Annotated in this window: 1 protein-coding gene; it reads left to right on the top strand. The window is 39.2% G+C overall.

The window, feature by feature from the left end:
• The first annotated feature begins 117 nt into the window (after window positions 1–117).
• Complete coding sequence (locus tag ACXAF9_RS18165; RefSeq protein WP_475076840.1) at window positions 118–447, top strand: hypothetical protein; 330 nt, start codon at window positions 118–120, stop codon at window positions 445–447.
• Window positions 448–597: the final 150 nt, after the last annotated feature.

Below are 597 nucleotides of genomic sequence, written 5' to 3'. Positions count from 1 at the left end.
AAAAACTTTTTTTAGGCGTTAAAGAATATGAAGGAGGACTGTGGGATGAAGTCTTATGGTGTTAAATGTCTAATCCGACAGTCTCGTTATGTATCTGAATAGAATGGAGCGTAAATCTTGAAAATAGACATAGATAATCTTTCAGAAGATGAATTGATAGAACTCAATAATCGCATCATTGAGCGTCTAAAGTTCATCCAGTCTTACCATGATCATCAGGAAATGATGAGATTTAATATTGGTGAGCAAGTTACCTTCGAACCTCCTGGTAGAGGTCGGCAAGTGGGTATACTGGTAAAATACAATAAGAAATCCGTAACAGTGGTCACGGAGTCTGGCCAAAAATGGACAGTATCACCACATTTTCTAAGCAAGGTTAAGCCTGTTAAAGAAAATAAAAGTAGTGGTAAAAACAATGTTGTTAAACTCAATAAAAACAGAAGCTAGGACACAATTAAGAAGGCAGATTCGCTATTATAGCCTGCCTGTTTGTGCTCCATGTTCAGGTGTTGAGGCTGTCGGATAAGTCTTTCAGCCCTCGACCTGCGGTCGAATCCTCAGTTACACTGCTTGAAACAAACTTTACCCCGCATGGTG

The organism is Neptunomonas sp. ABH4_499 (assembly GCF_056160565.1).
This window is presented reverse-complemented; position numbering and strand designations above follow the sequence as displayed.